Origin of the sequence: Flavobacterium cyclinae (assembly GCF_021172145.1) — a bacterium.
Taxonomy (GTDB): Bacteria; Bacteroidota; Bacteroidia; order Flavobacteriales; family Flavobacteriaceae; genus Flavobacterium; species Flavobacterium cyclinae.
The window spans coordinates 707,011-728,181 of the sequence record NZ_CP089095.1 but is presented as its reverse complement, the minus strand read 5'-3'; the positions used below and the strand labels follow the sequence as shown (position 1 = coordinate 728,181).

Genomic DNA, 21,171 nt, shown 5'->3' with positions numbered 1-21,171 from the left:
TATTCCAAAAAAACATACACTTATTCCAAAAAATTAAAAAATAATTTGTATGTTTACATTATTAGTTTCATTTTAGTTAAAAGACTAACAATAAATTAATAATAAATATAATTGTTTAAATAGTACTTACTATTAAGCATAAGCTTCCCCAAGCAGATTGTTTAAACTAAAATTAATTTCTATGCAAAAAAAGTACGCGTTAAAAAAGAATTCAACAACTTTTAGATTTAAGAATTTTCACTCTAAGGAAAAGTCTGGTAATTTTTTCAAATCAATTTCGTTGTTAGCATTGTTATTTACAACAGTAATTTCATTTGGACAAAGAAGCGATTGCGACAGCAACTCTGCAGGGCAATTAACCGTTGGAACAAGTTGTACTTTTCAAACTTGGGATTCCACAAACAATTCAGATTATTGGAATGGAGCTTCTGGATGTAATGCAGCTGACCTTGATGACGCATGGGGTTGGTTTGATGCAACTTCCACTACAACAATAATCACATACTCTCCAGATTCACAAGACGCAATACTAACATTATTTGAAGGAGCATGCTCAACTACAATGAGCGCAGTTGCATGTGCTGATTTATATGGTGCAGGTGGTGCAGAAACAATTACATATGCAACAACCATAGGTCAAAGATATAGGGTAAGAATACAAAGATATAATAGCAACAATGACATGACAGGTGATATATGTGTATATTCACCAACACCTTGTTCAGGTGCTCCTGTGGGAGGTTCAATTATTGTTAACCCAACATCTGGAAATCCAGGTTCTACTTATGGAGTAACAGCTTCAGGATTTTCTACTGGATTAGGGATAACATATCAATGGCAATATAGCGATACGGGATCTGCTCCTTGGACTAATCAAGGTGCTTCTTCAAGTACATACTCAGCACTAACAGGTATGATTGCACCTGCAGTTGGAACAGTTAGAACTTGGAGACTTTTAGTATCTTGTACAAATTCTGGCATTAGTACACCTTCTTCAACTGATACTTTTACTTCTATAATGACTGTACCTGCAAGTGGAAATAATTCGTTTACAACTTGTTCTGGGAATATTTATGATAATGGCGGAGCTTCTGGCAATTACGCAACTTCTTCTAATGGTTATACAGTAATTAACCCATCAACACCAGGTAGTTTTATTAGGGTTTCAGGAACTATCACTGCAGAAGCAGGCTATGATTATTTAACTATTTATGATGGAACTGGTACAGGAGGAACTATCTTATGGGGTGGTTCTCCACATGGTTCTGGTACAAGTTGTACAACTTTTACTGTTCCTACAATTACATCAACAACAGGTCCTTTAACTATACAATTCTATTCAGATGGATCTAACAATTGTTCAGGATTTGATTTGTCAATAACTTGCTACACACCACTACCTTGTGTTGCACCTACTGCACAACCAACAGCATTAATTCTAACACCAACTGGAACTTCAATATCTGGATCATTCACAGCAGCAGTTCCAGCAGCAGATAATTATTTGGTAGTCATCAATACTACAGGCACTCCACCAATTAACCCTGTTAATGGAACTTCTTACGCAATTGGAGCTACCTTAGGAGCTGGCAACATAGTAGTAGATAATGACACCAATACAGCCTTTACAGCTACTGGATTAACCCCTTTAACAACTTACTACGTTTTTGTTTACTCCTTTAATAATGCTTGTACTGGCGGTCCATTATATTTAACAACTAGCCCACTAACAGGAAATACTACTACTTTAGTAGCAAACTATTGTACACCTTCGGTTGGTGCCGGATTTGAAAGTTTAACTTATTTCACTAATATTAGTTTTGTTGGAACACTAAATGATGTTTCAAACAATTCAACATTTTCAAGTGCACCAAGAGGGTATGAAGATTTTACTACTCTTCCAAATTTAGCTATTCAAGCACAAGGACAGGGAATTAATATTTCAACTCAAACAACAAATAGAGGTTATTTAAAAGCATGGGTTGATTGGAATCAAGATGGAGATTTTCTTGACGCTGGAGAATTAGTCTATGATGTAGGTGGAATTGCTTCTTATTCTACTACTTTTGGATTTGTTGTACCTATTGCTCAAGCCCCTGGAAACTATAGAGTTCGCATTAGAATAAACAAAGATGACAACACTGCACCTTATGATCCAAATGCAATAAGCACTTTTGATTCTTGTCAAAATATTAATTATTATGGAGAAACAGAAGATTATTTATTTACAGTAATTGCTAGTTGTAATGCAATTGTAACATCAGTAACTAACGACACTACATGTGGTACTGGTAGTGTTACACTAAGTGCAAGTGCAACAGGAAGCCCTAGCGAATACAGATGGTACAGCAGTGAATTTGGAGGTACACCTATTGCTACTACAGCAACAGGAAACTGGACCACTCCATCAATTTCATCAACTACAACATATTGGGTAACAGCATATAATGGTTGTGAATCACATGTTAGAACAAAAGTTACTGCTATAGTTAGCCCATTAGCGTCTATTAGCTTTACTCCTTCAGTTCCTGAAGTATGTGGTGAAAACAATGTACTTTCATTAACAGCATCTGGTGATGTTCAGGAAACATACTTAATTGATGAAGATTTCGAATCAGGCTTAGGAGTAATGACCAACCAAAATATAGTTTCAAACGGAGCTGGAACTGACGCTTTAACTCAATGGCAAACTGAATCAAGTACGTTTGTACCAGCACAACAAGTATGGTTCCCTGCAATCGCTTCTGGTTTAAATGGAAATAACTTTGCAATGTCAACTTCCGATGTAGGAGCATTTATTACACACAATGCTTTATTATCACCAGTTGTAAATACTAACACCTATTTAGATTTAACTTTATCTTTCGATATATTCTATTCAAGATACTATATTGATGGTGCTAATTTACCTCTTGACTACGTAACAGTAGATGTTTCAACTGATGGCGGAACTGCTTGGACAGAAATTGATAGATATACTGCAGACTTAGGATATGGAACAAGATTTGTAAATAAAACTTATGATTTAAGTGCTTACATTAATCAGCCAAACTTTAGAATCAGAATTCAATATTATGGTGAATGGTGTGATGGATTAGCAATTGATAATTTTAAATTACATGGAAATGTACCATTAAATACTGCCTTTGATTGGGCTGCTGGTTCACCTGTAGATGCTTTTCAAGATGCAGCTTGTACAATTCCTTATGTTTCAGGAACTCCAATAGTTACTGTTTATGTTAGACCAAATCTTACTCAGCTTGAAAACACAACATATAGCTTTACTGCAACAGCCGTATTATCTAATGGATGTTCTGTAAGTCAAAATGTATCAGTTGATAACAAATCAAAAGTTTGGAAAGGAACTTCAAGTAATGATTGGAACGACCCTAACAACTGGTCTCCTGTTGGAGTGCCAGATATTACAAATTGCGTAATCATTCCCGATGTAAGTTCTACTAATCCTTCTAATATATTTGGATCAAATTATAATGGATTTGGTAAGACAATACAAGTAAAAGATAACGGAACTCTTAACGTTGCTTCAGGAAATACTTTAACAATTCAAAACTTTGTTGAAGTGGGCGCAACTGGAACTTTTGAAATAGAAAATTCAGCTAGTTTAATTCAAATTGACAATGTTGCAAATACAGGTAACATCTCTATGAAACGTGATGTTAATATTAGAAAACTTGATTATGTGTATTGGTCATCACCAGTAGCAAATTATGCCTTAAACAATATTTCTACAACAATGTACAGATATAAATGGTTACCTACAATTGGAGCAAATGTCAATGGTTGGGGTAATTGGGCATTAGCTAATGAAAATATGATTAGTGGTAAAGGTTATATTGTTAGAGGACCGGATAACTTTACATCGACTCCACAAAATTATACTCAAAATTTTGTAGGCGTTCCAAATAACGGAACAATCAACATGCCTATAAGCAGAGGTACTTATGATGGTGCTAATTATAGTACAGGAGTTTCAACTACTTTGGCTACTAAAAATGATGATAACTGGAATCTAATTGGAAATCCATACCCATCAGCTATAAGTGCAAATACATTTTTAGCCACGAATACAAACATTGCTGGATTTATTAAATTTTGGACCCACAGCAACTTACCTTCATCTGTGATTACTGATCCATTTTATTCAGATTTCGTTCAAAATTATACTGTTGGAGACTATGTAACTTACAATGCAACGGGAGCTAACCCACCTATTGGTAATGGAAACATAGCTGCTGGACAAGGATTTTTTGTATTGATGAACCATACCTCAGGATCTGCAAATGAAAATGTTGTATTTGATAACAGCATGAGAAGAAATGATTATAGAAATGATTTATTCTATAGAAATGGAAACGTAACTGATAATGATATTGAAGAAAAAAATAGAATTTGGTTAAATTTAATTAGCCCAACATTAAAATCAAGTACAACGCTTTTAGGATATATTACCAATGCAACAAATGAGTTAGACAGAATGTATGATGCGCCAGCACTTGATGTAAAAACAAATTTTGAGATTTATTCATACTCTAATTCTGATAAATTAAATATCCAAGGAAAAGGATTACCGTTTTCAAACGAGGATCAAATTCATTTAGGTGTTTCTATAGCAGAAAATGGTATACATTCAATTGGAATTAATAAAGTTGATGGATTATTTGAAAGTGAAAATCAAACTATCTATTTAGAAGATTTACAATTAGGAATTACTCATGATTTAAGAAACAGTCCATATAATTTTATGGCAAATATTGGAAGAATTGAAAATAGATTTGTTTTAAAATTCAACAACAACACTTTAGGCAATGAAGATTTCACATCAAATTCAATTGTAGTATTCACAAACGACTATATTAACGTTACTACTACAAACGAAACTATTAAATCTATCAAAATTCATGATTTACTTGGAAGAGTTGTTACAGAAGTAAACAATGTTAATTCAAACTCTTTTATGAGTAAAAACATTTCAAAAACACAAAGTGCATTACTAGTAGAGGTAACTCTAGAAAATGGAGCTATTAAAACTTTTAAAGTAATTTATTAAAGAATTTAAAATTATATTATTCCACTAAAGAGCTAACAAATGGTAGCTCTTTTTTTTGCAATAAAAGTTCGATAAAAAAACACATCCCCTATTTTTATAGCAAAAAAAATAACATACTTATCAACAAAATGCACTTTTGTTAACAAATGTTTAAAAAAAAGTTGTGTAATTCACAAAAAAAAGTAATTTTGTCAAAAATCAACTTAAACAACTATAAATTAAAAACTTAACCCTAAAATGAAAAAAATCTCTTTCATTCTGAAAAACTTTATGGTTTTTCTTTTTTTTGTTTTTACAACTCAATCGTTTTCGCAAACTACTGACACTTTTATAACGTCTGGTTCATGGACAGTCCCTGCAGGTGTTACTTCTGTTACTGTTGAAATATGGGGCGCTGGAGGTGGTGGAGGTGGCTCTAACACTAATGGATCTGGTGGTTCTGGAGGTGGTTCTGGAGCATATGCTTCTAAAACAATGACTGTTACACCATCAACAAACTATACTTTTACAATAGGAGCTGGTGGAATAGGTGGAGCAGCAGGCTCCGCTACCGGTGGTAATGGTGGTGACTCAACAATAAATTTTGGAGGATTAATCACTGCTGGAGGTGGTAATGGTGGCGCAAGAAATTCAGGAGCTGTTGGCACTGGTGGTATTGCAAGTGGAGGTTCAACTAACACTAACGGTAACCCAGGAATAGTTGGTGGCGCATCAGGAGGAAATGGTGGTACTGCTCCCAATGGAGGAGCTGGTGGAACAGGAACTACAAACGCTGCAGGAAACCCAGGTAACACTCCAGGAGCTGGTGGTGGTGGTGGTGAACGTGGCGGCGGCAATCAACCTGGTGGAGATGGAGCAAGAGGAGAAATTCGTTTTACTTACACACCTCCCGTAACTTACTGTGTTCCTACAAATACCTACTCAACTTCTTATTACATAAGTGGAGTAACTACTACAGGTGGGATTGCTAACATCAGTAACACTCCTACTGGTTTTTCACAATATACAAACTATTCTTCATTATTTGTTAGTCAATTACCTGGTAGTAGTTTTTCGTTAAATGCTACTCATCCTTCAAGTACATATGCCTATTCAGTTTGGGTGGATTGGAACAACGATTCTGATTTTAATGATGCAGGAGAAAATGTTCTTTCCACTGGGTATTTATCTACTCCAGCAAGTTTAGGAACAATAACTATTCCTCCAGGACAACCTGTTGGTAGTTATAGAATGCGTATTAGAAATGCTTATTTAAGTAGTCCTGCTCCAGCTTGTGGATCTTTTGATTATGGTGAAGCTGAAGACTATACTATTCAAGTTGTTGCACCTGCAGCATGTTCAGGCACTCCAAGCGCAGGTACAGTTACTACAAACCCTACATCTGGAAATGCAGGCTCAAACTACACGGTTTCTGCCACAGGTTTTACATCAGCTTCTGGACTTACTTTTCAATGGCAATATAGCACAAACGGAGGATCTACTTGGACTAACGCTGGCGCAGCTTCCAGCACTTATTCAAATTATACTGCAATAGCTCCAGCATTAGGAACTACTGTTATATGGCACTTAATCGTTACTTGTACCAATAGTGGACTTAGTGCAACTTCATCAACAGCAACATTTACATCTGTTTCAACAATAAATATCCCTGCTTCTGGAAATAACACAGTTAGTTGTGGCACCAATGTGGTATTATACGATAATGGAGGTGCTTCTTCAGATTATGCAAATAGTTCTTCAGGTTACACAGTTTTAGAAGCTGGTTTAGGAGCAACAATATCTATCTCTGGAAATTATACAACTGAGAGTTTAGACTACATTAGAATATATAGTGGAATTGGAACAGGTGGAACTTTATTAGCAACATACTCAGGGACTGGAGCAATAAATTATACAGGAACAGCTGGACAAACACTAACTGTCCAATTTACTTCTGATAGTTCTGTTGTATATTCTGGATTTGCACTTTCTGTATCATACAGCGGTGTATGTTATCCTGCTTGTTCTGGAACTCCTTCTGGAGGCACAGTAAGCATAAGTCCTGCTTCAGGTATTCCTGGATCATCATACACAGTATCATCAACTGGTTATACCGGTGCAACTGGTTTAAATTTCCAATGGCAATATAGCACTAATGGAGGATCAACTTGGACAAATGCTGGTGCTGCATCAGGAACATATTCAAATTATACAGCAACTGCTCCGGCTTTAGGCACAACTGTAATATGGCAATTAATCGTAACATGTACAAATAGTGGATTAAGTGCAACTTCATCAACAGGTACATTCACATCTGTATCAGCTCAAAATATTCCTACCTCTGGAAGCAATACTGTATCTTGTGGAACAAGCATAGTATTATATGACAATGGAGGATCGGCTTCAGATTATGCAAATAGCTCATCAGGTTACACTGTATTAGAAGCTGGATTAGGAGCTACAATAACAATATCTGGAAATTATACAACCGAAAGTGTTGATTATATCAGAATTTACAATGGCGTAGGAACTGGAGGCACTTTATTAGCTACCTACTCTGGAACTGGAACTATCAATTATACAGGTACAGCTGGACAAACACTTACTATTCAATTTACCTCTGATAGTTCTGTTGTTTATTCAGGTTTTGCACTTTCAGTATCTTACAGTGGAGTTTGTTATCCTGTTTGTTCTGGAACTCCTTCTGGAGGAACTGTTAGCACAAGTCCAAATACAGGTTGGCCAGGTTCATCGTATACTGTCTCTTCAAGTGGTTATACACAAGCACTTAATCTAACTTACCAATGGCAATTTAGTACAGACGCAGGAGTTTCATGGACTAATGCGGGAGCATCTTCTAGTACATATTCAGATTATAGTGCAACTGCACCAACAAGCGGATTGGTTCATTGGCAATTAGTAGTTACATGTACTAATAGTGGTATTTCAAGTAATTCTACCGTTGGAATTTTTACAACTATGGAAGTTAGTAGCGTTGTTACGGGTTGCCCTAATGTAGTTTCAGGAGGATTAGGATTAAACGGAGCTGATCCTGCTCCATTTGATTGTACAGCTAGCACTACTTGTGTAGACTTAGAAGCTACTTACTTAGATCTTGGAGAAACAACGGATTATATTGTAGAACCAATTTTATACAACCCTCCTTTTGCTTTTAACGGACTTGCAAATCCTGTAAGTGTGAATACCGATGACGTTTGGTCTCCTATTGTAAACCTTCCTTTTGATTTTTGTTTCTATGGAAATACTTACAATCAATGTGTTATTGGCTCAAATGGAATATTAACTTTTAACACATCGGTAGCAGGTGGTTCAAGTGGCTACAGCTTTAGTAATAACATTCCTATTAGCGGTGATCCAAGACTACTTGAAAATTCAATCTTTGGTGTATTTCACGATATAAACCCTGGAGTTGGCGGAGAAGTAGGTTGGGAATTAATTACATTACCAACAGGATGTAGAGCATTAGTAGCATCTTGGTATAATGTACCTATGTTTGACGAAAACTCAATACTTTATACAGGTATGATGGTTTTATATGAAAACTCTAATATTATTGAAGTTTATATTCAAGAAAAAAATATTGATAATTTTGGAGCTGGTACTTGGAATGATGGTAATGCTGTTGTAGGTATTCAAAATGCAACTGGAACATTAGCAAGTGTTGCCCCTGGTAGAAATGGACTTGATCCAAACTGGGCAACTACAAATGAAGCTTGGCGATTTGTACCAAATGGAAACTCAATTGCCTCTATTGCATGGTACGAAGGCTCTGGAACAACAGGCCCAGTTGTTGGAACAACTCCTACAATCAATGTTTGTCCAACTTCTACAACAACATATACAGCAGAAATCACTTACACATTATGTGATGGAAGAACAATCAAAGAAATAGATGAAACTACTGTTACAGTAAATGGAGCAAAAGTTTGGAATGGATCAGTTGATACAGATTGGAACGTAGCCAATAACTGGACTCCTAGTGGTGTACCAACAGCAATGGATTGCGTAGTTATTGCAGATACCCCAAACGACCCAATAATCTCAGGAACAAACTATGTAGGATTAGGTTTAAACTTAACCATAAACAACAATGCTACCTTAACTGTTAACTCTAATAACTATTTAACAATTACTGATTGGGTAAACATTAACGCTACTGGTGATTTAGTTCTTCAGAATAGTGCAAGTTTAATTCAAACTAATAATGCAACAAATCAAGGTACAATGCACATGACAAGAACTGCTAATATTAGAAAATTAGATTATGTATATTGGTCTTCACCCGTAACTAATTTTAGCATCAACAGTGTATCACCTGGTACTAATGGATTTAAATACAAATGGCTACCAACAATTCCAGCAAATGTTAATGGATTTGGAAATTGGAACACCGCCAATGAAAATATGGTACTTGGAAAAGGATATATAGTTAGAGGTCCTGATAGCTTTACAAGTTCAGTTGCAGCATTTAATGCCGTTTTCACAGGAACACCAAATAATGGAATTATTACGACTCCTATTCAAAGAGGAACATGGAATGGTGGAAATTACAGCACAGGTGTTTCAACAACATTAGGAACAAATGAGGATGACAATTGGAATTTAGTTGGAAACCCATATCCATCAGCTATTGATGCAATAGACTTTTTAACATTAAACACCAATATTGATGGCTTCATAAATTTATGGACACATGGAACTTTACCAAACAACTCAATAGCAGATCCATTCTATGAAGATTTTGTATATAATTATACTCCTGGAGATTATATTACTTACAATAGCTCTGGAGCTTCAGCAGGACCTGGTACATTTTCAGGTTCTATAGGTGCCGGACAAGGGTTCTTCGTTTTGATGAATCACACTTCAGCAACAAATAACGAAACTATTACCTTTAACAATTCTCTAAGAAGCAGTTCATTAAGTAATAATCAGTTTTATAGAACATCAAATGAAAGTGGTAAAATATGGCTTGATTTAATTGCTACAAACGGATCAAATGTCAGAAGTTTATTAGCTTACGTTTCAAATGCTACTAACAACAGAGATAGAATGTTTGACGCTATAACAAACGAAAAACTAAATTTAAACTTGTTTTCTTTAATAGGAAATGAAACTATGAAAATTCAAGGAAGAAGTTTGCCTTTTGATGAAAACGATAAAGTTCCATTTGGAATAAAAATCCCTCAAGATGGTAACTACTCTATTGGAATAGGTGCATTAGAAGGATTTTTTACCGATCAAAATCAAAACATTTATTTAGAAGACTTACAAGAAAACATCATACACAATTTGAGAGAAACTCCATACAGCTTTAGTTCTAATGCAGGTCGTTATACAGATCGTTTTATCTTAAGATATACGAACGAAACCTTAGGTAATGATGATTTAATTGCAGATGAATCCAATTTATGGGTAATTTCTTCAGACAATTTATCTGTAAAATCTACTAAGAATGAAATTTTATCAATTAGAGTTTTTGATGTTCTAGGAAGAGAATTAGCTTATTATCCAAAAGTTAATAGTTATGAAACTTCATTGAATAAAATTCAAAAAAACAATACAGGTTTAATAATTCAAGTAACACTAACAAATGGTTCAATAATTAACAAAAAAGTTATTTATTAACATTACTTGATTAGCATACAAACCGCCCCCTATTTACTAATATTTTACCCCATATAGCTCGACTATTTGGGGTATTTTTTTTATGATTATAATTAAATTTCACGAAAAAATAAAATGTTATAAAACTTTGTAAAATAAGTGTGTTTTAAAATAAATTAACAATACATTAATTTTTTGTTATTTTTTTTGGCTCTTTATGATTTATATTATACATTTGCCCACCTAAAAATTTAACTATCAAACACATAAACCTAATGAAAAGAAATCTATTTATCCTACTAATTTTAATAAATACATCCATATTTGGACAAGTTGGTGTTGGAACTACAACCCCTCAAGCAACAATGGATATAACATCAACAAATGATGGTATATTAATACCAAGGATTGCTTTAACAGCGACTAATGTTGCAACAGTGTTAACCCCTACAGTTTCAGAATTAGTTTATAATACTGCAACCTCTGTACCTGGTCCAAATCAAGTAACACCTGGTTTTTACTATTGGGATGGCTCAATTTGGGTTAGAATTGCAAGTGGTGCTTCAAACAATTGGGCTCTTACTGGTAACTCAGGAACTTCAGCAGGAACTAATTTCATTGGTACAACTGATGCTCAGGATTTAAGATTTAAAACTGGAGGCAATGATCGTTTAAACATTTTAAACACGAACGGTCAGCTTCAATCCTATTTTGCAGGAACAAATACTGCACCAGCTTTTTCTTGGAATGCTGATCCAAATACAGGAGTATTTCGTTCTGCGGCAGATAATTTAGGATTAACTACTAACGGAGTTGAAGGTTTAAGATTAAGAGAAAATAGCAATGTTAGTATAGGTGCTACTTACGCATCAACAAATGCTGCTCCAACAAATGGTTTAAGAGTACAAGGAAAAACTGTAATTGGAAAAGCTTCTGGAGAGGACACTAGAGATATTTTCTCATCACATACAACAGCTTCTGCTTATAATAATGTAACTGGATATCCCGGAGCTACAAACTCAAGAGCAATTTCAGGTTATGCAAATGGCGGAGGAATGGGAGTTTTTGGTTTTGCTGACAGAACAGGTTATGGAGTAGTAGGATTAACACAACCTTCAGTAATTTCTAGTTTCGTACAAACTGGTGAAGGAGTATTAGGACAAGCCGATGGTTCAACTGGTATCTCAACTATACCAATTGGAGTTCATGGAATTATAGATGAAAACACTTCAGGTTTAAATACCGCGACTCCTATATTAGGTGAAAATAATAATATTACTACAGGAACTGGATTAGGTGGAGGAGCATACAACAGTTCTAACCCTGCAGTAGCTGGTGTTTATGGAAATATGGCTACAAGAGTATCGTCAGCTTCTACTGACGCCTACCAATTTGGTGTAATTGGAGATATTCTACTATTAGGAGTTGCCAGCCAACCAGATGCTACAGGAGGTGTTCTAGGAACAAATGCAAGTAGTGATTTTGGTATCCTAGGTTATAAATCAAAAAATGGAACAAACTATAGTGTATACGGAGGAAATGCAAACGGATCTATTTCTAACGGAAATAATGGTAGAAATTATCTAAATAATTCTCAAAACAATACAATTGGATTAGGAATCAATGGTGGTTTTATGGGTGGATATGTAAAAGGAAGTGAATATGGATTAATTTCAAGTGGTAACGAATTTGGAATGTATGTTCAAGGAAACACAATTACTAATGAACCAATAGTTCAACTAACTGAGACTAGTAATGCTCAAAGAACCATTTCTTATACTGCAACTTCTACAGAAGTAGATGTAACTACAAGAGGTATTGGTAATTTAAAAAATGGTGAAAGCTTTGTTTCTTTCAAAGAATCATTCAAAAATTTAGTTTCAAACAATGAACCTATAAATATTACAGTTACTCCTACAGGTGAAACAAATGGTGTTTATGTTAGTAAAGTTACTAGTGAAGGTTTCTATGTGAAAGAAAATAAAAATGGTACTAGTAACGTTACTTTCAACTGGACTGCAATCGGAACAAGAAAAGGATATGAAAATGGTGTAGAAATTTCTGATGTTGTTTTATCTAATAACTTCGATAAAAATATGAATGGTGTTATGAATAATGACGGTAGTAAAGAAGAAGGAACACCTATTTATTTCGACGGAAACAATGTTCGTTTTGAAAGAATGCCTGATTCAATGATTCAATACAATAAAAAAGAAGCTCCTAAAAAGAAATAATTTAGTACTTCAAAAAATTCCAAAAAGACCTTTGCTTTAAATAGTTAAGGTCTTTTTCATTTTGGTAGGCTTCTTTTTCAAATGAAATATTTAAATAAGCTACTCTCCTATTTCTAAATCGAATTAACCCAACAAAAAACTCAATTCCATACCATACAAAAAAAGGCAATACTAACATTTCTAATTGTTGCCGAATATGAATTTTTTCATGATTTAATAATTCCTGATTTGTTTTGTCTTTTTTGTTGAATAAAAAAATAAACGGAAAAACTGTAAGTCCTCGAAATCCTTTTGGAATTAAATATTTAATAACTAGTACAATCATATTATACAAAATTGGTAAATTTGTCCACATGAACAATGAATTAAATCCAAATAATTTAAAAGAAGGAGAAGATTTTTATTATACTCCTGAAGGATACAAATGCTTTACAGAAAAATATCATTTAAAAAGAGGTTATTGCTGTAAAAGTGGTTGTCGTCATTGTCCTTATGGTTTTGATAAAAAAACTGGAACCAATAAGAAAAAGTAAATGGACATCAATTTATTCAAATATCGTATTAAAATTCACAAGTCCTATCATAGGTCTGACATTCGTTATCCTTAGTTTATAAATTTAATTTTTGGAAATATTATTAACGAATAAAAATTAAAAAATGACATTTAAAGAACAAATACTAGAGGGAATTCCGTCGGTTTTACCCAATCCTAAACCATACGAAACAGCAATTAATCACGCGCCAAAAAGAAAAGAAATTCTTACTGAAGAAGAAAAGAAATTAGCTCTTAAAAATGCGCTTCGCTATTTTGAACCAAAACATCATGCAACTTTAATTCCAGAATTTAAAGCGGAACTAGAAACTTACGGAAGAATTTACATGTACCGTTTGCGTCCTGATTACAAGATGTATGCACGTCCCATTTCAGAATATCCTGGAAAAAGCGAACAAGCCAAAGCGATTATGTTAATGATTCAAAACAACTTGGATTATGCTGTGGCACAACATCCTCATGAATTAATTACCTATGGTGGAAATGGAGCTGTTTTTCAAAACTGGGCACAATATCGCTTAACCATGAAATATTTGGCCGAAATGACAGACGAACAAACGCTAGTCATGTATTCGGGTCATCCTATGGGATTATTCCCTTCGCACAAAGAAGCGCCAAGAGTTGTGGTTACTAATGGAATGGTTATCCCAAATTATTCCAAACCAGACGACTGGGAAAAAATGAACGCATTGGGTGTTTCGCAATACGGACAAATGACAGCTGGAAGCTATATGTATATTGGTCCACAAGGAATTGTTCATGGTACAACAATCACAGTTTTAAACGGATTTAGAAAAATTAAAAAATCACCAAAAGGCGGATTATTTGTAACTTCTGGATTAGGAGGAATGAGTGGAGCTCAACCAAAAGCAGGAAATATTGCAGGTTGTGTTACCGTTTGTGCCGAAGTAAATCCCAAGATTACCAAAATTCGTCATGAACAAGGTTGGATTAATGAGATAATTGATAATATTAACGAATTAGTTCCTCGAGTTAAAAAAGCTTTAGAAAATCAAGAAGTGGTTTCCATTGCTTATTTAGGAAATGTGGTAGATGTTTGGGAACGATTTGACCAAGAAAATTTACATATCGATTTAGGTTCTGACCAAACTTCTCTTCACAATCCTTGGGCTGGAGGCTACTACCCTATCGGATTTACATTTGAAGATTCAAATAAAATGATGGCTAACGAACCGGATCGTTTCAAAGAAGAAGTTAGAAAAACACTTCGTCGTCATGCTGAAGCAATTAACAAACATACCGCTAAAGGAACGTATTTCTTTGATTATGGAAATGCCTTTTTATTAGAATCTTCAAGAGCCGGTGCCGATGTTATGAATGATCATCCAACCTTAGGAAGAGAATTCAAATATCCTAGCTATGTTCAGGATATTATGGGACCAATGTGTTTTGATTATGGTTTTGGACCCTTCCGTTGGGTTTGTGCTTCGGGTGACCCAGAAGATTTAGCGAAAACAGATAAAATAGCTTGTGATGTTTTAGAAGAAATGATGAAAAATTCTCCAGAAGAAATCCAACAACAAATGGCGGATAATATTCAATGGATTAAAGGAGCACAAGAAAACAAATTAGTTGTAGGTTCACAAGCTCGAATTTTATATGCCGATGCCGAAGGAAGAATAAAAATTGCAGAAGCCTTCAATCAAGCGATTGCAAAAGGTGAAATTGGTTATGTAATTTTAGGTCGCGACCATCACGATGTTTCAGGTACTGATTCTCCTTACAGAGAAACTTCTAACATTTATGATGGTTCAAGATTTACTTCAGACATGGCAATACACAATGTAATTGGTGATAGTTTCCGAGGTGCAACTTGGGTTTCTATTCACAACGGTGGTGGTGTTGGCTGGGGCGAAGTAATAAATGGTGGTTTTGGTATGGTTCTTGATGGTAGTAAAGAAGCATCAAGACGCTTAGAGTCAATGCTATTCTGGGATGTAAACAACGGAATTTCTAGAAGAAGTTGGGCGAGAAACGAAGGTGCTATTTTTGCAATAAAAAGAGCTATGGAGACGCAACCTTTATTAAAAGTTACCATCCCTAATATTGTAGACGATAATTTATTATAGTTTCGGGTTTAAGTTTCAAATCAAGATGCTAATTCCTGAAATTAAAACTTAAAACTAATTGTTATGAAATCGGCTTTAAAAAAAAGTTTGCTTAAGCAAACACCAATAATTAAAAAGGCGATACCATATGTTACCATTTAAAAATATAATTTAAACATATGAAAACACTAAAATTACTTTCGATTCTATTTGTTTTAACATTAGCATCATGCGGCAGTGTAAGAGTGAATGCAGATTATGATAAAAAAGCAACTTTTACAAACTACAAAACCTATGCGTATTTAAAAAGTGGTATTGATAAAGCTGAAATATCCGATTTAGACAAGAAAAGGATACTTTATTCAATTGACGAAGTCATGTCAACTAAAGGCTTTACAAAATCTGAGAATCCTGATGTATTAATTAGTATTTTTACAAAAGAGAGAGACCGAGTAGATGTATATCAAAACTATGGTTTTGGTTGGGGTTGGAATCCTTGGTGGGGAATGGGAATGGGATATACCAATGTAACTACAACTCCAGAAGGAACTCTTTTCATTGACATTATCGATGCTAAAACAAAAGAACTAGTTTGGCAAGGTGAAGGCAGTGGTAATCTTACAAATAATACTGAAAAGAAAGATGCAAGAATTATGGAATTTGTTTCTAAAATCTTAGAACAATATCCACCAAAAAATTAATTTTTTTTATGATTTAAGGGGTTATAAATAACCCCTTATTTTTTTAAATAATATTCATAAAATTTATCGTTGGCAACTACAAAAGAATACTTCAATAAATTATATCATATCTTCAAAAAACTTTCAATATTTCTGAAAAAGTCGTAATTTTACGTCAAACATCACAAGTAAAATTATGGAAACGCATTTTGAAAGTAATCCACTGATTGACAGATTACCAAAACATTTAAAACAATTCATTAAGCCGCAAGTTTATGAAGATTACACACCAATAAATCAAGCGGTTTGGCGCTATGTTATGCGTAAAAATGTAGATTATCTTTCAAAAGTAGCTCATAGTTCTTATTTAGATGGTTTACAAAAAACAGGAATTGAAGTTGATAACATTCCTAGCATGTATGGCATGAACCGAATTTTAAAAGAAATCGGTTGGGCTGCTGTGGCTGTTGACGGATTCATTCCGCCTAATGCCTTTATGGAATTTCAAGCGTATAATGTATTAGTTATTGCTTGCGATATTCGCCAATTAGAACACATCGAATACACTCCAGCTCCAGATATTATTCACGAAGGTGCTGGTCACGCTCCTATTATTGCGAATCCAGAATATGCTGAATATTTAAGACGTTTTGGTGAAATTGGTTGTAAAGCGATTTCATCGGCACGAGATTATGAATTGTATGAAGCGATACGTTTGCTTTCAATTTTAAAAGAAGCAGAAGATACTCCAGAAGAAGAAATCAAAAAAGCGGAAGAGCAAGTGGATTTCTTGCAAAATAATATGGGTGAACTATCGGAAATGTCTCGTATTCGAAATTTACATTGGTGGACAGTAGAATACGGCTTAATTGGAACGGTTGACAATCCAAAAATTTATGGTGCTGGATTACTTTCTTCGATTGGAGAAAGTACTTGGTGTATGACCGATAATGTGAAGAAAATTCCATACGATATTTCAGCAGCCGATATAAGTTTTGATATTACAAAACCGCAACCTCAACTTTATGTAACTCCAGATTTCGCTCATTTGAGTTCGGTTTTAGAAGAATTTGCAAATAAAATGGCATTAAGAACTGGTGGATTATCGGGCATTCAAAAACTAATAAATTCTAAAGCTTTAGGAACAATTGAATTAAGTACAGGACTTCAAATTTCAGGCGTTTTCACAAATGTTATTGAAGATGAAGGAAAACCAGTTTATGTTCAAACTACTGGAAAAACAGCTCTTTCCTACAGAGAAAAAGAATTAGTAGGGCACGGAACAGAATATCATGCTGAAGGCTTTGGTTCACCAATTGGAAAACTAAAAGGCATCAACTTAGCCATTGAAGAAATGAGTCCGAGAGATTTGCGTGCATATGATATTTACGAAGGCGAGCAAGTGACTTTAGAGTTTGAAGGAAATATTAAAGTTGTAGGTGAAATTGTTACAGGAACTCGCAATTTACAAGGCGAAATCTTATTGATTAAATTCAAAAATTGTACGGTTACTCACAACGACACAGTTCTTTTTCAACCAGAATGGGGCATTTACGACATGGCAGTTGGTAAAAAAGTAATTTCTGCTTTTTCTGGTCCAGCTGATGTGAATAGTTTTGACATGATTAATCACGTTCCGTCTTCACAAACGATTAAACAGAAGAAATCGGCAGAGAGAGAAGAATTAGAAAGACTATATTTAAGTGTTCGTAATATTAGAGAAGGTAAACCTGCTGCTACTACTTTAAAAGAAGCATTTGCTTCGGTTTCTGCGGGACATCCAAATGATTGGTTATTATCGGTAGAGATTGCAGAATTAGCAAAAAAAGAAGGAAATTCTGATTTAGTAGATAAAGTTCTAAATCATTTAGAGAAAGTGAAAAATAATCGCCCAGAAATTGTGCATTTAGTGGATAACGGATTGGAATTAATTTTTGAGAAAGCTAACGTTTAACCAAAGTAACTTTTGTTACTGAAAAGATTTTCAATCAGCTCTATCTTTGTCAAAAAAAAAGAAACAATTATGGGAATTTTAGATTTTTTAGGATTAGGAAGTAAAACAAATGATGTTCAAGAATATGTTAAAAAAGGCGCTATTATCTTAGACGTAAGAACGCCAGAAGAATTTAGAGAAGGGCACATCAAAGGTTCAAAGAATATTGCTTTACAAGTTTTAAGCGGAAATATTGAAACCATCAAAAAATGGAACAAACCAATTATCGCTTGTTGCCGTTCAGGAATGCGAAGTGCGCAAGCTACTTCCATGCTACAACAACACGGAATTGATTGTATCAACGGTGGTGGTTGGAACAGTTTAGAAAGTAAATTATAAAAAGAAAGTCTCGATTAAATCGGGACTTTTTTTATTTAAAAGGATGACGTTGTTGCCAATGTAACTCTGGCTCTAAACTTCTGAAGATTTTACCAATAAATCGGTTTATCAATTTATTATTGTGAAAGATAAATCCCGACATTTGAACTGGTGTAGCGCCAATAGAACTTTTAATTTCAAGAGCCGTTCTACCAAAAATGATTCGTTTAAATCCGTTTTGAATTCCAAATTCCGTCATATTGTATAACATATTCAAATACAACATGTTTTCTTTTTGAATGTGATCATTGTAACCTAAGAAATAGGTTTCAAGAGTTTCATCATTCAAAAGTAACGTATGAAATCCAACTAATTCCTCATTCAAAAAATAACCAAAAATCTGAAATCGATTTCCACATTGTCCTTTTAGTGTAGAAAAATGATTTTGAGATAAGAAAAACGTATTAAAAGGAGCATTTTTTGCCACATAATGATACAAATCGTAAATCTTTTCTTCATTTTGATGTACTTCTTCGTAAGAAAGGTTTTTGACTTGAATACTGTCAAACTTTTTACGAGCTCTTTTAAATTGATCGCGATATTTTTTGGAAAGTACTGCAACATAATCTTCTATGGATTTCCAATTTTCATCCAAATAGAAAATCATGTTCGGTTGCGTATTGAATTCGTAAACATTTGAAAAATGATATTTTTTCAATTCTACCGAACAATGGTCATAAAAATCTTTAAAAGAAACTAAGTGAATTGAAATCCCTTTTTTCTTAAAATACAATGTTATTTCATCAGCACTTTGCAAAAGAATTTCACTGATATGTTTAAAATCGATTTCCTTTGAAAAAACGTAACCATTTTGCCCAGTAATCATATTATTTCCTAAAAACAAGGTATGAGAAGCAAAATTTTTGAAGATAAAATTACGAATCGCAGTTTTAAAACATTTGTCACGTTCACCAAACGACTCTAGTTTATTCAAATCTAAATATTGTGCTAAAGAAACTCCAATAAGTTCTGAATTTTCAAAAATACCAATGTAAAAACATTCCATATTCACTGGAGCTGAACGTTCCAATACAGATAGATAAGGAGTTTGAAGAAATACATTACTCTGAGCTACTACATCCCAAAGCACTGGTAAATCTTTAACCGAATTGAATATTTTAAAATGAATACTGTTCAATGTATAAATAAAATCGCCCTACAAATGTAGAGCGATTCTTATATAATTAAATGTTAAATTATTTCCATCCACAAATTATAGCTCCCATTAATGTCATAACAAGAATCCAATAACCAGAGGTAATTGCTGCATACTTAAATGATTTTTGCTCAAATAAGCAGTTAGTAGCAATTGTAGGAACTACAATAAATAAAGAAGCAAAAAAACCATGTAATGCCCCGTGGCCAAAACTTCTGAACATGTGACCATGAACTTGCATGTAAGCTAAAAAAGCTTCGTCTTTTTCGTTACCACCAGCTAATTGCAAAGCGCCTATTTGATGGATTACCAATGTTGGCATCATAAAAGCTAACATAAATGCAAACACAAAAGTTAATCCAAAAATTTTTGCCATGTTGCCTTGTTTCGCTTTTTCTTCGGTCATCCCGATTTCATTCATCCAAATGGTTCCAAAAACTTTGGGATTGTACCAGACAAAGCCGACAACAAAACTTGACAAAGCGGCCACTAAAACAGCTAAATAATTCATTTCCATATTGATATAGTTTATTGGTTAGTATATCAAAAATAAGGATATTTTTTTAACGACTGATTATTCCGCAACTAATTTTGAAGCGCTTCTATATAAAAACTCATTGTAAATGTGTCTTCTCGCAAAACGACTAGGCGATTCTGCATTTACCATTTTAATGTAAGTTACTTTTGGAACGCTGAAATATTCGTAATTACTTCCATCTAAAAATGAAATGTACAACACTCCATTATCCATATAAAAATCCTGAATGTTTACTGTTGAAGTAATTCTTTGGTAAACTTCTTTATTTTTCTCTTGGGTTTCAGGAGCAATACTAACCAAAAAATGATATGCCTCAATAATATTCTTACTTCTTTCCTCAGCAGCTAAACGCTCCACTGGGTCAGCAATAGTATCAGGATGATCTTCCTTCATGCTATTTCTGTAAATGGTTTTTAATTCTTTCAGCGTAGCTGTCTTAGTAACATTGAGTAATTTTCTGTACTCAGCAATTTTTTTTGGATTCATAATTTTTTAAAAATAAAAAAGCCCAGCATTTTGCTGGGCTTCTAGTAGCGGGAACAGGACTCGAACCTGTGACCTTCGGGTTATGAGCCCGACGAGCTGCCTACTGCTCTATCCCGCGATGTACGGTTGTAATTCAATAAATTTTTAGTAGCGGGAACAGGACTCGAACCTGTGACCTTCGGGTTATGAGTTTAAAAACTTATTTCAATTAAAAATTAAAACCCTGAAAATCAACAACCTAAAATTTTGTTTGCCAGCTCAAAAAGTAAAATCGTTTACGGAATCGTTTACTTTTATTATGTTGCAAATATAGTTAAAAAACTATACAATACAAGAAGAAATTAATATTTTTATTACTTTATTAAAAACTTACACATTAAAATACCATCAAATTTTTAAGACGATTACT

12 protein-coding genes and 1 tRNA gene are annotated in these 21,171 nt (G+C 34.1%); 8 read left to right on the top strand and 5 right to left on the bottom strand.

Annotated features, from left to right (window positions below; all coding sequences use genetic code 11):
* The first annotated feature begins 181 nt into the window (after nt 1–181).
* From LOS86_RS03430 to LOS86_RS03420, 3 genes are all read left to right on the top strand, one after another.
* Entirely contained in the window at nt 182–5,068 is a 4,887-nt protein-coding gene (locus LOS86_RS03430) for a RemA C-terminal-like gliding motility protein (protein ID WP_231843247.1), read from the top strand.
* Nucleotides 5,069–5,305: 237 nt separating this feature from the next.
* On the top strand, nt 5,306–10,696 hold the full coding sequence (locus LOS86_RS03425) for a RemA C-terminal-like gliding motility protein (protein ID WP_231843246.1): 5,391 nt from the start codon (nt 5,306–5,308) through the stop codon (nt 10,694–10,696).
* Nucleotides 10,697–10,950: 254 nt separating this feature from the next.
* Nucleotides 10,951–12,909 (top strand): phage tail-like protein, encoded by a 1,959-nt coding sequence (locus LOS86_RS03420; protein ID WP_231843245.1) that lies wholly within the window; start codon nt 10,951–10,953, stop codon nt 12,907–12,909.
* A gap of 1 nt (nt 12,910) precedes the next feature.
* Here LOS86_RS03420 and LOS86_RS03415 read toward each other — a convergent pair whose 3' ends face one another.
* On the bottom strand, nt 12,911–13,231 hold the full coding sequence (locus LOS86_RS03415) for a hypothetical protein (RefSeq protein ID WP_231843906.1): 321 nt from the start codon (nt 13,229–13,231) through the stop codon (nt 12,911–12,913).
* Between the two features lie 31 nt (nt 13,232–13,262).
* Here LOS86_RS03415 and LOS86_RS03410 point away from each other — a divergent pair, with 31 nt between their 5' ends.
* The 5 genes from LOS86_RS03410 (at nt 13,263) to LOS86_RS03390 (ending at nt 18,543) form a co-directional block, all read left to right on the top strand.
* Entirely contained in the window at nt 13,263–13,442 is a 180-nt protein-coding gene (locus LOS86_RS03410) for a C1orf53 family protein (RefSeq protein ID WP_231843244.1), read from the top strand.
* A gap of 124 nt (nt 13,443–13,566) precedes the next feature.
* The gene (hutU, locus tag LOS86_RS03405) at nt 13,567–15,552 is read left to right on the top strand and encodes a urocanate hydratase (protein WP_231843243.1); all 1,986 of its coding nucleotides are present in this window, start codon (nt 13,567–13,569) and stop codon (nt 15,550–15,552) included.
* A gap of 158 nt (nt 15,553–15,710) precedes the next feature.
* The gene (locus LOS86_RS03400) at nt 15,711–16,232 is read left to right on the top strand and encodes a DUF4136 domain-containing protein (protein WP_231843242.1); all 522 of its coding nucleotides are present in this window, start codon (nt 15,711–15,713) and stop codon (nt 16,230–16,232) included.
* 175 nt (nt 16,233–16,407) lie between these two features.
* Nucleotides 16,408–18,165, top strand: a complete 1,758-nt coding sequence (locus LOS86_RS03395; RefSeq protein ID WP_231843241.1) for an aromatic amino acid hydroxylase — start codon at nt 16,408–16,410, stop codon at nt 18,163–18,165.
* A gap of 69 nt (nt 18,166–18,234) precedes the next feature.
* Complete coding sequence (locus LOS86_RS03390; protein ID WP_231843240.1) at nt 18,235–18,543, top strand: rhodanese-like domain-containing protein; 309 nt, start codon at nt 18,235–18,237, stop codon at nt 18,541–18,543.
* A gap of 31 nt (nt 18,544–18,574) precedes the next feature.
* Here the strand turns inward: LOS86_RS03390 and LOS86_RS03385 are convergent, their stop codons facing one another.
* The 4 genes from LOS86_RS03385 to LOS86_RS03370 all read right to left on the bottom strand — a co-directional run bounded on the left by LOS86_RS03385 (nt 18,575) and on the right by LOS86_RS03370 (nt 20,880).
* Nucleotides 18,575–19,720 (bottom strand): GNAT family N-acetyltransferase, encoded by a 1,146-nt coding sequence (locus LOS86_RS03385; RefSeq protein ID WP_231843239.1) that lies wholly within the window; start codon nt 19,718–19,720, stop codon nt 18,575–18,577.
* Nucleotides 19,721–19,778: 58 nt separating this feature from the next.
* Complete coding sequence (locus LOS86_RS03380; RefSeq protein WP_231843238.1) at nt 19,779–20,255, bottom strand: DUF1761 domain-containing protein; 477 nt, start codon at nt 20,253–20,255, stop codon at nt 19,779–19,781.
* Between the two features lie 57 nt (nt 20,256–20,312).
* Complete coding sequence (locus LOS86_RS03375; RefSeq protein ID WP_231843237.1) at nt 20,313–20,762, bottom strand: KTSC domain-containing protein; 450 nt, start codon at nt 20,760–20,762, stop codon at nt 20,313–20,315.
* Between the two features lie 45 nt (nt 20,763–20,807).
* A tRNA-Met gene (locus tag LOS86_RS03370) sits at nt 20,808–20,880 on the bottom strand.
* Nucleotides 20,881–21,171: the final 291 nt, after the last annotated feature.

What these genes read in the sequence shown, in the direction of transcription:
- LOS86_RS03430 (WP_231843247.1), top strand. Translation starts at nt 182, where the DNA reads ATGCAAAAAAAGTACGCGTTAAAAAAGAATTCAACAACTTTTAGATTT.
- LOS86_RS03425 (WP_231843246.1), top strand. Translation starts at nt 5,306, where the DNA reads ATGAAAAAAATCTCTTTCATTCTGAAAAACTTTATGGTTTTTCTTTTT.
- LOS86_RS03420 (WP_231843245.1), top strand. Translation starts at nt 10,951, where the DNA reads ATGAAAAGAAATCTATTTATCCTACTAATTTTAATAAATACATCCATA.
- LOS86_RS03410 (WP_231843244.1), top strand. Translation starts at nt 13,263, where the DNA reads ATGAACAATGAATTAAATCCAAATAATTTAAAAGAAGGAGAAGATTTT.
- hutU (WP_231843243.1), top strand. Translation starts at nt 13,567, where the DNA reads ATGACATTTAAAGAACAAATACTAGAGGGAATTCCGTCGGTTTTACCC.
- LOS86_RS03400 (WP_231843242.1), top strand. Translation starts at nt 15,711, where the DNA reads ATGAAAACACTAAAATTACTTTCGATTCTATTTGTTTTAACATTAGCA.
- LOS86_RS03395 (WP_231843241.1), top strand. Translation starts at nt 16,408, where the DNA reads ATGGAAACGCATTTTGAAAGTAATCCACTGATTGACAGATTACCAAAA.
- LOS86_RS03390 (WP_231843240.1), top strand. Translation starts at nt 18,235, where the DNA reads ATGGGAATTTTAGATTTTTTAGGATTAGGAAGTAAAACAAATGATGTT.
- LOS86_RS03380 (WP_231843238.1), bottom strand. Translation starts at nt 20,255, where the DNA reads ATGGAAATGAATTATTTAGCTGTTTTAGTGGCCGCTTTGTCAAGTTTT.
- LOS86_RS03375 (WP_231843237.1), bottom strand. Translation starts at nt 20,762, where the DNA reads ATGAATCCAAAAAAAATTGCTGAGTACAGAAAATTACTCAATGTTACT.